The sequence below is a fragment of the Clostridia bacterium genome (genome assembly GCA_036562685.1).
Taxonomy (GTDB): domain Bacteria; phylum Bacillota; class Clostridia; order Christensenellales; family DUVY01; genus DUVY01.
Genome location: DATCJR010000082.1, coordinates 1 through 13,860 on the forward strand (window position 1 = coordinate 1; position 13,860 = coordinate 13,860).

The window sequence follows — 13,860 nt, forward strand, 5'->3', positions numbered from 1 at the left end:
ATAAAATCCACATGACGGATTTTGCACAATAAAAAACAAAAACCAAGTAATGTCCCTTGCGTAACTATTGATGAACTTATAATAAACCAAGATTTTTCTAATAATTGATTAAGAAAATTAGGATTATTAATAAAGTTAGAAATATTAAATAATATAACAATAAATTCAAAAACAAAGGTTGCGCCGAATAAAGCTAGAATTGCTCCCAAAAATCCAAGCCCGCTGTCAACAGGATTTAGCTTTTGCCTTAAATTTTTTGTTATAGAGTTTTTCACTAAAATACACTCCTTGTCTTTTTTTAAACAGCTGTAAGTATTTCACTTATTTTGTCCTGCAAAGCAACACACAGCTTTACATCCTTTCCTACTGTTATATCACAGTTTTTTAAGGCTTTTGCTGTAATTGTGTATGCTAATTCCGGAGTATTGTTCTCTTGTGACAAATGCGCCAAAATAACCTGTCTGCCTCCTTGCGTGATAAGCTCTTGCAAAGTTTGGGCACATAACTCATTGGACAAATGCCCTTTATCCGATAATATTCTTTTCTTTAAGACTGCTGAATATCTTTGATTAGACATCAGCTTTTGCACATCATGATTGGATTCTATCATCAAGATATTGCTATCGCTTGCACATCTCTTGACTTCCTCAGTAATTTTACCCACATCGGTCATTACTGTAATTTTCTTGCCTGCACTATACAGACTGTATCCATAGCAATGCACATCATGGCTTAACTCAAAAGGCGAAACAGTTACTTCGTTGATAAAAAAATCATTGCCGTTAAGTTCCACGATATTTTTTCCGCTGCCTATAGCTGAAGATAAATGTCTGTAATTTTGAAAATATGTATAGACAGTCAAATTATATTTGTTAACCAGTGTTCTTATTCCCGCTATATGATCAGAATGACAGTGTGTAATCAGCACTGCATCAAGATCTTGCGGCTTTTGCCCTATGCTTTTTAGTTTGCTTTCGATTGAACGACAGCTTATTCCTGCGTCAAGCAAAATTTTGGTTTTATCTGTTGCAATAAAAGTAGCGTTTCCTTTACTTCCACTTGCCAATACGCATATATTAAAAGACATTATTGTAGTTTTCCTTAGACATTATTATACTAACAAAACCGTCTTAAAGCAATTCATTTGAGCAGTCAAAAAATGTATGCTATAATTGTTCTCATGAAACAAATCGATGCAAATACCATATTAAATGCTGTAAAAGATATGATTACAGACAGTGTTCTTCATGTAGAAGACGAAGTTTGCCAAAGACTAACACAAATGTATGAGGATAACGAGCCTGCAAAGTGGGCATTAGACCAAATAATTAAAAACAACAATTACGCCAAAGAACACAAAATCCCGCCCTGCCAAGATACAGGTCTTGCGGTTTTTTTCTTAGAAATCGGGCAAGATGTTCATATAACAGGCGGATATATTGAAGATATATTAAATGAGGCTGTTAGGCAAAGCTATACACAAAATTATTTCAGAAAATCTACTCTTGATCCCCTTACGCGAATCAATTATAACGATAACACCCCAGCCATTATCAATACACGCATAGTAAAAGGCGATAATCTAACAATACATTTTCTAGCAAAAGGCGCCGGCAGCGAAAATATGAGCGCATTATATATGCTGACTCCGTCCAAAGGCTACAACGGAATTATTGACAGCGTAGTTGATTGCGTCAATAAAGCAGGAGCTAATCCTTGTCCGCCTATTATAATAGGTGTAGGCGTTGGCGGAGATATGGAAAAAGCATGCCAAATGGCAAAGCATGCGCTTCTTCGCCCTACTGGTACTCCTTCTTCTGATATGGAAGTAGCCAAGCTTGAGCAGGATATTTTAACAGCAGTCAATAAGCTTAATATAGGTATTCAAGGGTTTGGTGGCAAAAACACTGCTATCAGCGTTTCGGTAGAAAAATATGCCACACATATAGGCATGCTGCCTGTTGCAGTCAATATTCAATGCCATAGTGTTAGACACGGTAGAGTAATATTATAATGGAGATATAATGGTAACAAAGCATATAAACTTACCCATAAATGAAAATGAGCTTATTGATTTAAATGCAGGCGAATTAGTTATTTTGAGCGGAATTATATACACCGCAAGAGATGCCGCGCACAAACGCATAACACAAGCTATACTAAATAATCAGGAACCGCCTTTTGAAATAAAAAATTCAGCAATATATTATACAGGTCCTACTCCCGCCCCGCCTGGTGAAATAATAGGTTCATGCGGACCGACTTCATCTTCTAGAATGGATGACTATACCCCGCTACTGTTAGATAACGGACTGAAAATCATGATAGGCAAGGGTAAACGTTCAAATGCCGTGGTTGACAGTATGAAAAAGAACAAAGCCGTTTATTTGTGTGCAGTAGGCGGTGCTGCTGCTATTATAAAGCAATACATAATTTCATCTGCACTTATAGCCTATGAAGACTTAGGAACAGAAGCAGTAAGAAAACTTGAAGTAAAGGATTTGCCGCTCATTGTTTGCATAGATTCAAAAGGCAATTCACTGTTTGACTGCTAAATTTTTTACACTTTTTTTTGATGTTTAATTTTCACATTTATCGTTTATCACAAATCCATATCACTCTATCATATAATATAATATCAAAAAGGAGGACTTTTCTATGCGTTGTGAACCCGACTATCCTCAAAGACATCATATGCCAGAGCCGCCTGCACATGAGCCGCCTAGCAAGATTCAAAACACCTTATGCTGGTGCGCCGACAAAATTTTAACCTTATTATTGGTATTCTTTTTTGCCGGACTTGGTCTTATTTTAGGCGCTGTATTTGCAGAAGAGATATTGACAGCACTTACGGCATTGATAGTCGCTGTGGTATTGTTATTCATTCTTATTGTAATTGTATTAATCATTAAGCAGTGCAAATGCTGCAAAAAGAACACTTGCAAAGATTAATGGCCAATAACCTTTCGATGTGCTTTTTAGGCACATCGACTACATAAAATTAATTATTTTAATTTTTCAAACAATATTAAAAACTTTTTAGAGATTTACATTTTCCTTTTTTATAATTCATCATAGAAAATCTATCATTTAATGATAAATAAATAAATTTGATAATTTATATGTCTTTAGATTTTTCTTATCTAAAGGCTTTTTAATTAAATCTGAAAGCAAATAAAAAAACAGGCGACCTAAACAAATCGCCTGTTAAAATCACATTTAATCTTTAATTATTCGATAATTTCAGCAACAGCACCAGAACCTACTGTCTTTCCGCCTTCACGAATAGCAAATCTCAAACCTTTTTCAGCAGCTATAGGAGCGATCAACTCAACTTCCATAGTTACGTTATCGCCAGGCATAACCATTTCTACGCCTTCAGGCAATTTGATTGTACCAGTAACGTCTGTTGTACGGAAATAGAACTGAGGACGATATCCATTGAAGAAAGGAGTATGACGTCCACCTTCGTTTTGCTTCAAAACGTAAACTTGAGCTTTGAACTTGGTATGAGGCTTAATTGAACCGGGTTTGCACAATACCTGTCCGCGTTCAATATCCTTACGTTCAACACCTCTTAACAAGAGACCTACGTTATCGCCAGATTGAGCAACGTCAAGCTCTTTTCTGAACATTTCTACACCAGTGATAACGGTTTCTTTTGATTCATGGATACCAACGATTTCTACCTTATCGCCGATCTTTACAGTACCTCTTTCTACTCTACCTGTAGCAACTGTACCACGACCAGTAATTGTGAATACGTCTTCGACAGGCATCAAGAAAGGCTTATCAACGTCTCTTTGAGGTTCAGGAATATAGCTGTCGACAGCTGCCATAAGTTCAAATATGCACTTGCAATCATCACCATCAACATTGCCGTTGGAAGCAGCTTCCAAAGCTTTCAAAGCTGAACCCTTAACAATAGGAGTATCATCTCCAGGGAAGTTGTATTCATTGAGAAGTTCTCTAACTTCCATTTCAACTAGATCAAGAAGTTCAGGATCGTCTACTTGGTCAACCTTATTCAAGAATACTACGATATAAGGAACGCCAACCTGACGTGCTAGCAATATGTGTTCACGTGTTTGAGGCATAGGACCATCAGCAGCAGAAACTACCAATATAGCGCCGTCCATCTGAGCAGCACCAGTGATCATGTTCTTAACATAGTCTGCGTGTCCCGGGCAGTCAACGTGTGCATAGTGACGATTTTCTGTTTCGTATTCTACGTGAGAGGTGTTTATGGTTATTCCTCTTGCTTTTTCTTCAGGGGCCTTGTCAATTTCATCATATCTCATTTTCTTTGACAAACCCTTAGCAGCCAAAGTCATTGTGATAGCTGCTGTAAGCGTAGTCTTACCGTGGTCAACGTGTCCAATTGTACCAACGTTGATATGCGGTTTATTTCTTGTAAACTTCGCCTTAGCCATTTTAAAATTTCCTCCAATCCTTACTTATTTCAATAATATATATTTTATATATCGCCGCCAAACGCCTGATATTGGGGGATATCACTCTATTTAGCGTTTTAGACGACTTTAATTATATAACATTTTGGTAAAAAATGCTATTCTTTTTTAGCTCTTTCACCTATAACTTTTTCTGCCAAATTACGAGGCAATTCGCTATAGTGTGAGAACTGCATTGTGAAGTTTCCTCTTCCTTGTGTTAGCGATCTTAAGTCGGTTGAATAACCAAACATTTCGGACAACGGAACTTCTGCTCTGATGTTTTGGATACCGTTGACTAGTTCAATACCTGATACAGAACCACGTCTGCTTGAAAGGTTACCCATTACATCGCCTAGATATTGATCAGGAACAGTAACGTCAACCTTCATAATAGGTTCCATCAATACAGGATCTGCCTTAGCCATAGCTTCTTTGAATGCCATTGAACCTGCAATCTTAAATGCCATTTCGGATGAGTCGACTTCATGGTAGCTTCCGTCTACTACTGTTACCTTAAAGTCCACGCATTCATAACCAGCCAATATACCGCTTTGCTTTGCTTCTTTGATACCATTATCAATAGCCGGTATGTATTCTTTAGGAATACATCCACCTACTGTCTTATCTTCGAACACATAGCCTGAACCGGGTTCCAAAGGTTCCATTTCAATAATACAATGTCCGTATTGACCTTTACCACCGCTCTGACGGATATATTTGCCTTCTGCGCGAACTTTTCTTCTAATAGCTTCTCTGTATGCTACTTGAGGCTTACCTACATTGGCTTCTACTTTAAACTCACGCATCATACGGTCAACAATAATTTCAAGATGCAATTCTCCCATACCTGCGATAATTGTTTGACCTGTTTCTTGATCTGTATAAGTTTTGAATGTAGGGTCTTCTTCAGCAAGCTTAACAAGAGCCATAGTCATCTTTTCTTGACCAGCTTTGGTCTTAGGTTCAATAGCAACCTTAATAACAGGTTCAGGGAATTCCATGCTTTCCAAAATTATAGGAGCACTGGGATCACAAAGAGTATCACCTGTGGTTGTATCTTTCAAACCAACGATAGCACAAATATCACCAGCATAAACTTCTTCAATTTCGCTTCTGTGGTTAGCGTGCATCATAATCAAACGACCAACTCTTTCCTTTTTATTCTTGGTAGAGTTAAGTACATAAGAACCTGCTGTAAGCTTTCCGCTGTAAACTCTGAAGAATGCAAGCTTTCCAACGAAGGGGTCTGACATGATCTTAAATGCAAGACCAGCAAACTTCTCATCATCAGATGTTTTTCTTTCTACAACTTCATCGCTTCCCGGCACTTTACCTGTAATATTAGGTACATCCAAAGGTCCGGGCAAATAATCTATAATAGCATCCAACAGCTTTTGAACACCCTTGTTTTTATAGCTTGATCCGCATATAACAGGGTTAATCTTCAATGATAGAGTTCCTTTTCTCAAAGCACTCTTAATTTCATCGAGCGTAATTTCTTGACCATCCAAGTATTTCATCATCAAGTCATCATCAAATTCACAAGCTGTTTCAACTAATTCTGAATGATATTTATCTGCCAATTCTTTCATATCGGCAGGAATATCAACTTCTTCAATTTGTTGACCTAAATCATCTTTATAAATAACAGCTTTCATAGTAATAAGGTCAATTATTCCTTTGAAGCTTTCTTCCTTTCCGATAGGAAGCTGTATAGGTACAGGACGAGCATGAAGTCTTGACTTCATCATTTCTACAACATTGAAGAAGTTAGCTCCGTTGATGTCCATTTTGTTAACGTAGGCAATGCGCGGAACATGATATTTTTCAGCTTGTCTCCAAACTGTTTCTGATTGAGGTTCTACTCCGCCTTTTGCGCAAAATACAGCAACAGCACCATCCAATACCTTAAGGCTGCGTTCAACTTCTACTGTAAAGTCAACGTGTCCCGGGGTGTCAATAAGGTTTAATCTGTAACCTTTCCACTGAGTGGTAGTAGCAGCACTGGTAATGGTTATACCACGTTCCTGCTCCTGCTCCATCCAGTCCATGGTTGCTGCACCTTCGTGTACTTCACCTATTTTATGAACTTTTCCGGTATAAAACAATATACGCTCTGAAGTGGTAGTTTTACCAGCATCGATGTGCGCCATTATACCAAAGTTTCTTGATTTCTCTAAACTGAATTGTCTTGGCATTGTCTTCTCCATTAACTGTTCTGTGATTAGACAGTACTTTAGTTTTTCAATAAGGCATAGTTTTTTTTGCTTGCCTCAATATATCACAAAAGACGGCTTTTGCCGCTTTTTGTATCTTAATATTTTCTTATTATTTGAGAGAAAGAAAAAAATATTTCGTTTTAAAAGAATTAATAACGATAATGTGCAAAAGCCTTGTTAGCTTCAGCCATTTTATGAACATCTTCTTTCTTCTTTACAGCTCCGCCTGCATTATTATATGCATCAATAAGCTCGCCAGCTAGTTTTTCTTTCATAGTCTTTTCTGATCTTTTTCTAGCATAAGCTACAAGCCAACGCAATCCAAGCGTTTGTCTTCTTTCAGGTCTTATTTCTACAGGAACTTGGTAAGTTGCACCACCTACACGTCTTGCTTTAACTTCCAATACAGGCATAACATTGTTGAGCGCCTGATTAAATATAGCAAGAGGCTCTAGTCCTAATTTTGCCTGAGCTGCTTCAAACGCTTCATATACTATTTTTTGAGCTTTTCCTTTTTTTCCGTCATACATTACCTGATTTATTAATTTGGCAACTGTTTCTGACATATATACAGGATCGGGTAAAACTGTCCTTTTAGGAACCCCGCTTCTTCTGGGCATAAAATACTAAACCTCCAAATTGTAAATGTCTTTCATCCGATATTACTTGGGACGCTTTGCGCCGTATTTTGATCTTCCTTGTTTACGATTTGCAACGCCCATTGTATCAAGTGCACCACGAATAATATGATATCTTACACCAGGAAGGTCTTTTACTCTTCCGCCACGAACCAATACCACACTGTGCTCTTGTAAATTGTGACCGATACCAGGAATATAAACGGTACCTTCCATCTTATTAACAAGGCGTACTCTTGCAATCTTTCTCAGCGCTGAGTTAGGCTTTTTAGGCGTGGTAGTAGTAACGGAAAGACAAACACCTCTCTTTTGAGGGTTACCCTGCAAAATAGGAGATTCGGTCTTTTTTACGCGTTGCTTTCTGCCATGCTTAATAAGCTGATTAATAGTAGGCATATTTCCTCCATAAAAAATGTTTGGGAATCTTCATTCCCTGATGATTTCGGATGAATTTCTTTTACAACCCATTAAAGAAATTCAAGTTTTTTCTATACCGACAACTGCACTTGCAACTTCTATTCCTGCAATCTGTCCAAGCTCACGTTTTGACGGAAACATAAAAACTTCCGTATCGTGTGCGCTGCATAATTCAGTAATTTTGCTGCAAAGGCTTTCGTCTGCATCAGATGCCAAAATTACACACCGCAAAGCATCCTTTGCACACGCCTTCAACACCTGTCTTGTTCCGACAAGAATTGAAGAATTGTTGATAAGTTTTATTACTTCTGCGTTACTCAATGTTGTTTTTTTATACATAAACTATTTTTCGTCTTTTAATGACTAATAGTTTACCACGCAAAAAAATGCGTGTCAATTTTCACGCCCACATATTATATTATTAAATGTCAATCGAGTCAAGTATTTTTATATGCAGTTTACAAAACGATTGATACTAGGTATTATTTACCAATATCAACTATTTGATTTTAAATTTGATATATTTAAATTTTTTAGATTATAATTAGCATATAGTATTATAACACTTATACATAAAATGATTAATGGAATTAATGTTAAAATTGGGATCAAAACGCTAAGGTTAAATGTATTTAATATAACCTTTTGCAACGCAGCATCTAAAATTGCTTTTACTAACCAAAACATACCTAAACCAATAATTAACGTCGACAATATTAAAGCTAGCATTTCTAAAATTATAATTGATGTTATTCTTTTTTTTGAAAATCCAAGAGTTTTTAAAATAAAATAATCTCTATTATTTATTTTGATTTTATGCCTCGTCAAATCTGTCAACAGCAACATAAAAACTCCTAATAAAATTACAGAAAGAATGATAAAAGGTATTTTTAACATCATATAAACTTCTTTATAATTTGCAAAGGTGCTAAAATATTCACAATATAAATAATATCCGTTTTCATATAATAGCTTAATATCGTCAATATTAAATTGCTCAAAAATTATACCCCCAGGAACGCAATGGCTTTTTGTACTTTTATATAATTGAGGACTTAAAAAAATTATGTATTGATCATCAAAATCATTAGAATCATTTACGCCACAAAAAGATAAAATCATGCCGCAATCTTGTTCTGGATATACTTTGCTTATCGTTACATTTATTAAGTTATTTGAAAAATAATTTTTATTAGATTTTATTACTTCATCATAAAGCTTTTTTGATATTTTAGCCTGATTTTGAATTAGTCCTTGATCTTCTAAAAAAAACACATTTCCAATAAACGATTGAATATTTTTTGAACTAGAATAATCAAAAAATGCAACTTTCAATTCTGCGTCCAAAGAATCTAAAAATGTTTCATAATCACTTTGATTTATATAAATTGATGAATAATAAAAATCAAAATCTTGGATATAATCTTTTTGATTTAAATAGTCAGTTTTTAATATTTGCTTAATTGAAAAAGTCTCATCAAAAATATCTATTTCTTTACCAATTAGTTGCATTGAATCAGTAACATTTAAAAAGCCAAAATATACCATACTGTCCGCAATATAATCCGTTATAATAATTTCTCTATCTAAAAGATTACTGTTGTCTATAATTATGGCATTTTTTATGGTGTCTGTAAAAATACTTTCATCTTGATCTTTTTCACCTATTGAATAATCTAGCATGATAAATTTTTTTGCTTTGGAACGAATCGATTTTGAAAGGCTATAATATATGTTTTTATCAACATAGCCGCCATAGTCATTGGTTATGGGAAGGCTTTTATAATGAGCTTGAACTAAAAATTTTGAATAACTATTAATTGGTAAAGTAAATAAAAAGCTTAATATAGTAATATAAGCAGCTAATGAGAGAACCATCAAGCTCATTTGTCTGATATTTTTAAACCAAGGTAAGCTCAAATGCTTTTTTAAAATAAAACCAAGATTACCTTTTGGAGTTTTTAAAAAAACTGTTTTGCTAATATTATTTTTTTGATTATAATCATTATTTATTTGATTGACAACTTTTCCATCTTTTAGTTCGATTATCGCGTCGGCATAAGCAGCAGCAAACTTTGTGTTATGAGTAACTAATATTACCAATTTATCTTTTGAAATTTCTTTCAGCATATCCATAACTTTTTGCCCATTATTATCATCTAAATTACCAGTTACTTCATCAGCCAAAATGATATGAACATTTTTTATAATGGCTCGCGCCAAACTTACACGCTGCTTCTCGCCTCCGCTCAAAGTATTAACCAAATTGTCGCCAATATCTTTTAAATTGAGTTTCTGCAATTGCTCATCAATTTTAAAATAATCTTTTTTATCCAAACATAATTTCAAGTTATCTTTAACACTCAAATTATCAATTAAATTACCCTCTTGAAAAACTATTCCAAAATATTGCCTGCGCAATTCATCTCTTTGATTTTCACTTAAATTAGCATAATCTTGACCGTTAATTAAAATTTCCCCCTCGTTTGGCTTAATAAGCCCTGATAAGATGTTAAGCAAAGTGCTTTTACCGCTCCCGCTTTTCCCAACAATAGCATATAAGCCATTATCTCTAAAACATAAATTAATGCCATCTAAGACTTTTTTTGAGCTATAGATTTTAGTTACATTAATTAGTTCTAACATTGTGCCTACCTTACTTTTTCTTAATTTGGTTCCTCACAACTTTGACTGCACTATATCTATTTAATGACAAAACAGGAATAATTCCTGAAATTAAAATTGTACATAGCATCACAAAAACAATTAGTAAATAATTAATTATACTGTAATTATAAATGCAAAAAGAAACTTCAAATATTTTGATAGTTTTTAACGCGATCATCAACGGTGTTATAACAATTGAAAATAATAAAAATATAAAGATCGAAAAGAATAAATTATCATTTAAAAATAAAGAAATGATACTTCTTTTGGTAATACCTATACATCTCCACACACCAATTGTATGCAAATATTCCTCCACTTTCATATTAGAATAATTTAGATTTAAAATAAAGGCAATTATTAACAAACAGATTGCTAATATCAAAGAAATTTGTTTTAACTGATGAAATATTTTTAAGTAATTTTCATATAACCAAATCCAAGTTTTCATATTACTTAAATTAAACTTTTTTGAACTAATATGCATAAGATTTGTTATGTTATCAGAAAAATCCAAGATAGGATTATCCGATATTAATGCAGCACTTAAACCATCATTAATTTGAGAATCATCATAAATCCCGACAATTTCAAGTTCTATACCATTGTTTAATTTAATTATTTTTTTTATATGATGAAAATATAATTTGGGATTATCTTTTATATCATTATATTTGCAGCTAGCCAAATAAGCCGCATACGATATGCTTGCATAAACTTGATTAGATTTGCTTATTACTTCACCGCATATAGGTTCTTTATTATCATCTTGTTTTAGCCTTAAGATACGAGAATTTATATACGAATTGTTTTCGTTAATTGTTATATAGGTTGAAGTTGTTCCCTCGTTCATCTTTAAATAAGTTTTTTCATTGGTAAAAGCAACTGAATAATAATTAAATCTTACCTCCCTAAATATTTCATTTTTATTGTCCAGTTGATACTCTTTATAAAAATAGTCTTTATAATTTGTCTGAAAAATTCCTGATATTTCAAATTTATATCCTAATATGTCTATTTTTTCTGTTATTAATGAAAGCATATCAATGTCTTTATCAACGCTAATAGATTCAGCAAGATAATCAGATATTAAAACTTCATAATCGTCATTAGGGTATGCTCCTTTAACCAGCTTAAACAAGTTGTAGTTATCATCATTTAAAAAAGCAATTTTGCTTATACTGGTATCGAAAAAAGAGCTTTCAAAATCCAAATCATAACAATTAAGCGCCTTGATAGTATCATCTTTTAGATTAGTCTCAATAAATTTTTGATCATTTTGGCTTATAGTTTGTCTTATAATGTTTATATCATCAGATATAAACATAGAAATCGATACACCAAACAAGGCTATTGAAAATAACATAATAAATGATAGTCTAAAAAATCTGCTTTTATTTTTCTTCAAATCGTTGATAATAAAGCTTATTTTTTCCTTAAAAGAAAAGCTGTTTTTATTAGATGTTTTTTTATATACTTTTGAATGCTGTATAGGTATATTAATAATCGTATCACTTATAACAGAACCTTTTTCAAGAACAATAATCCTATCAGCATAATTTTTAATAATTTGAGCATTATGACAAGCTATAATGACTAGTTTATGTTTAGATATGTCTTTAAACAAATCCATAACAATCTTTATGTTTTCTTCATCAATGTTGGCTGTGGGTTCGTCTGCGACAATAATAGGCACATCTCTAATTAATGCTCTAGCTAATGTTAACCTTTGTCTTTCACCACCGCTAAGAGTATTAACTTTTTGATTTTTTAAATTAATTAACTTTAATTTAGATAAAATCTCATCTATTTTGCCTTTTTCTGATTGGTTTAAGCAAAGAATCAAATTTTCTTCAACCGATAAGTTCTCAATTAGATTAAATTCTTGAAAAACGAACCCAAAAATATTTCCTCTTTCTTTATCTTTTTTATTAGGCGATAATTGAGATAAGTTATGGCCATTAAATATTATTTCACCATCTGAGTCTTCCAATAAAGAAATTATGTTAAGTAAAGTGCTTTTTCCAACTCCACTTTCACCTGCAATAAAACAAAGTCCATTATCACCAAAAGATAATGAAATCTTATTCAATACAGTTTTGTTATTATAACATTTAACTATATTCTTTATTTCTAACATAATTCTTAAAATTTTTTGGCGGGCAAATATTTTTAATACATTTCTACATAACCTATTGCAGGCATGAAAACTACAGGAACCGATATCGAACCATAAACATTAATGTTTGACAAAACTGCTCTATCATAAAAGAAGCATACATTAAATTTTATAAACAAAGTATATTTATGATATTCAGTATTGTCAAGTTTATAAACTGCAATATAACGTAATGCGCTTGTATAATTTAAATAGTCTCTTTTACTTCTTTCAGGCTTATAATAACTATATGTAACTTTAAATTCTCTAACCACATTATCTTTATCCATAATTCTTTGTGGCTTAAAAGATAATTCAAATCTTGATTCTGTCTTACCTATATTAAAGCTTCCACTAATGGCACCATTAACACTTTTTTGATTCTGAGAACCAAATTGTCCACCTAAAGTAAGACCAGCGCCACCAGAAACTGTAACTTGCATAAAAGATGGTTGATTTAAAGGAGCACAACTATCAACTTTTGCAGCATCCATAGATGTTGAAACTGTTAGATAGTTTGAACGACATTTAGGATTATTTAAAGAGCATAATTGTTTGGATTCATATAAAAATCCAATAAAACTGCAACGTAAGGAACTCCGTCGATCGATTTTGCTTTTAAAATTGTCCTTCTATATTCAAGAAAAGGCTTTGCATTTTTAGTAACCTCTGAATATTTAGATGTGCTAACATTAGATGGTATAAATGTTTTATAATTAACATCTCTTGCCACTAAAGACCATCCTTCTTGAATATAGCTCCATTCAGATACATTATCTGAAGAAGCTTTAACAATAGCTCTTGATCCGAATACATGTGAAATAATGATTAATAGCATAAAAAATACGGCTATTTTTTTAATCTTTTTCATGCTTTCTCCCCTATATTTGCACGAATTTTTCCTTATTTAAAAGAATAATTTTATACCTATTATTAATATCAAGCTTTTTTATTATTGTACAATATTTACGATAGATGACAAATCTTATGTTGATTCTATAAAAAATTTATATACTATAAGTTTTGAATATAAGGATTTAACACATATTAAATAGAAAATTTAAAGAATAGGGCATATAAAAAAAGCTGTTACATATAAGTAACAGCTTTTAGATTTTTTACACATTGATAAAGGAATAAGACTTTCAAGCAAGGCCTGAAACATTCGGTAAATAAAGTGTCAAACCGTTTACATTTTCAGGTCTTGTTATCTAAGACTTGCTTAGATAATCGACTTAGATCAGGTCATTAACCTGTTCCTTAAAGGAGGTGATCCAGCCGCACCTTCCGATACGGCTACCTTGTTA

Annotated in this window: 14 protein-coding genes; 3 read left to right on the plus strand and 11 right to left on the minus strand. The window is 33.1% G+C overall.

Annotated elements, in window-relative coordinates; translation table 11 throughout:
• On the minus strand, window positions 1–275 hold a 275-nt coding region (locus VIL26_03505; protein HEY8389999.1), incomplete at its 3' end, for a hypothetical protein.
• 23 nt (window positions 276–298) lie between these two features.
• The gene (locus VIL26_03510) at window positions 299–1,087 is read right to left on the minus strand and encodes an MBL fold metallo-hydrolase (protein HEY8390000.1); all 789 of its coding nucleotides are present in this window, start codon (window positions 1,085–1,087) and stop codon (window positions 299–301) included.
• Window positions 1,088–1,180: 93 nt separating this feature from the next.
• Between VIL26_03510 and VIL26_03515 the strand changes: the two genes are divergently transcribed.
• The 3 genes from VIL26_03515 to VIL26_03525 all read left to right on the plus strand — a co-directional run bounded on the left by VIL26_03515 (window position 1,181) and on the right by VIL26_03525 (window position 2,952).
• Window positions 1,181–2,014 (plus strand): fumarate hydratase, encoded by an 834-nt coding sequence (locus tag VIL26_03515; protein ID HEY8390001.1) that lies wholly within the window; start codon window positions 1,181–1,183, stop codon window positions 2,012–2,014.
• 10 nt (window positions 2,015–2,024) lie between these two features.
• Window positions 2,025–2,555: a Fe-S-containing hydro-lyase gene (locus tag VIL26_03520; protein HEY8390002.1), complete on the plus strand. Its 531-nt coding sequence runs from the start codon at window positions 2,025–2,027 to the stop codon at window positions 2,553–2,555.
• A gap of 103 nt (window positions 2,556–2,658) precedes the next feature.
• Entirely contained in the window at window positions 2,659–2,952 is a 294-nt protein-coding gene (locus VIL26_03525; protein HEY8390003.1) for a hypothetical protein, read from the plus strand.
• Window positions 2,953–3,230: 278 nt separating this feature from the next.
• Here VIL26_03525 and tuf read toward each other — a convergent pair whose 3' ends face one another.
• The 9 genes from tuf to VIL26_03570 all read right to left on the minus strand — a co-directional run bounded on the left by tuf (window position 3,231) and on the right by VIL26_03570 (window position 13,424).
• Window positions 3,231–4,433: an elongation factor Tu gene (tuf, locus tag VIL26_03530; GenBank protein HEY8390004.1), complete on the minus strand. Its 1,203-nt coding sequence runs from the start codon at window positions 4,431–4,433 to the stop codon at window positions 3,231–3,233.
• Between the two features lie 137 nt (window positions 4,434–4,570).
• Window positions 4,571–6,652, minus strand: coding sequence for an elongation factor G (fusA, locus tag VIL26_03535; GenBank protein ID HEY8390005.1), 2,082 nt, complete (start codon window positions 6,650–6,652; stop codon window positions 4,571–4,573).
• Window positions 6,653–6,822: 170 nt separating this feature from the next.
• Window positions 6,823–7,293 carry a 30S ribosomal protein S7 gene (gene rpsG / locus VIL26_03540; protein ID HEY8390006.1) on the minus strand — a complete coding sequence of 157 codons (471 nt, stop codon included), beginning with the start codon at window positions 7,291–7,293 and terminating at the stop codon, window positions 6,823–6,825.
• Between the two features lie 42 nt (window positions 7,294–7,335).
• A complete protein-coding gene (gene rpsL / locus VIL26_03545) occupies window positions 7,336–7,707 on the minus strand; it encodes a 30S ribosomal protein S12 (GenBank protein HEY8390007.1) in 372 nt (123 codons plus the stop codon).
• Between the two features lie 81 nt (window positions 7,708–7,788).
• Window positions 7,789–8,067 carry a ribosomal L7Ae/L30e/S12e/Gadd45 family protein gene (locus VIL26_03550; GenBank protein HEY8390008.1) on the minus strand — a complete coding sequence of 93 codons (279 nt, stop codon included), beginning with the start codon at window positions 8,065–8,067 and terminating at the stop codon, window positions 7,789–7,791.
• A 156-nt stretch (window positions 8,068–8,223) separates the two neighbouring features.
• Complete coding sequence (locus VIL26_03555; protein ID HEY8390009.1) at window positions 8,224–10,374, minus strand: ABC transporter ATP-binding protein; 2,151 nt, start codon at window positions 10,372–10,374, stop codon at window positions 8,224–8,226.
• 10 nt (window positions 10,375–10,384) lie between these two features.
• A complete protein-coding gene (locus tag VIL26_03560) occupies window positions 10,385–12,535 on the minus strand; it encodes an ATP-binding cassette domain-containing protein (GenBank protein HEY8390010.1) in 2,151 nt (716 codons plus the stop codon).
• Between the two features lie 32 nt (window positions 12,536–12,567).
• Window positions 12,568–13,047: a hypothetical protein gene (locus VIL26_03565; GenBank protein ID HEY8390011.1), complete on the minus strand. Its 480-nt coding sequence runs from the start codon at window positions 13,045–13,047 to the stop codon at window positions 12,568–12,570.
• 44 nt (window positions 13,048–13,091) lie between these two features.
• Window positions 13,092–13,424, minus strand: a complete 333-nt coding sequence (locus VIL26_03570) for a hypothetical protein (protein HEY8390012.1) — start codon at window positions 13,422–13,424, stop codon at window positions 13,092–13,094.
• Window positions 13,425–13,860 lie beyond the last annotated feature (436 nt).